Origin of the sequence: Rhizobium cauense, from assembly GCF_019511525.1 — a bacterium.
Lineage (GTDB): Bacteria > Pseudomonadota > Alphaproteobacteria > Rhizobiales > Rhizobiaceae > Rhizobium > Rhizobium cauense.
Genome location: NZ_JAEUAT010000087.1, coordinates 1 through 375 on the forward strand (window position 1 = coordinate 1; position 375 = coordinate 375).

General features: G+C 65.6%; 1 protein-coding gene. It reads left to right on the plus strand.

All coding sequences use genetic code 11. The features are described 5' to 3' along the window. Positions 1-329: TolC family protein (locus tag JNB88_RS33255; protein ID WP_220359180.1), on the plus strand; the 329-nt coding region annotated here is incomplete at its 5' end. Positions 330-375 lie beyond the last annotated feature (46 nt).

Sequence of the window (375 nt, forward strand, 5' to 3'; positions counted from 1 at the left end):
TGACCTGGAAGCAGACGGTGCTCGAAGCCGTCGAAGAGGTCGAGAACGCGCTGTCGGCGGTACGCCGCGACGCCCAGACGGTGGAAGCGCTGCGCGCCCAGGTGAAGACCACCCAGGAAACGCTCGAGCTGTCGACCGCCAGCTACAAGGACGGCGCCTCCTCGCTGCTCGACGTGCTCGATGCGCAGCGCCAGGTGTCGCTGGCCCAGGCAAGCCTTGCCGCCGCCATCCAGCAGATGGCCACCGATTACGTCTCCCTCAACGTCGCCATCGGCGGCGGATACAATCCAGGCGCGCCGCGCACAACAGCACCGCCAAAGGCAAGCTGAGCAGAACCAGACAGAAAGCCCCGCAAACGCGGGGCTTTTTTATTGG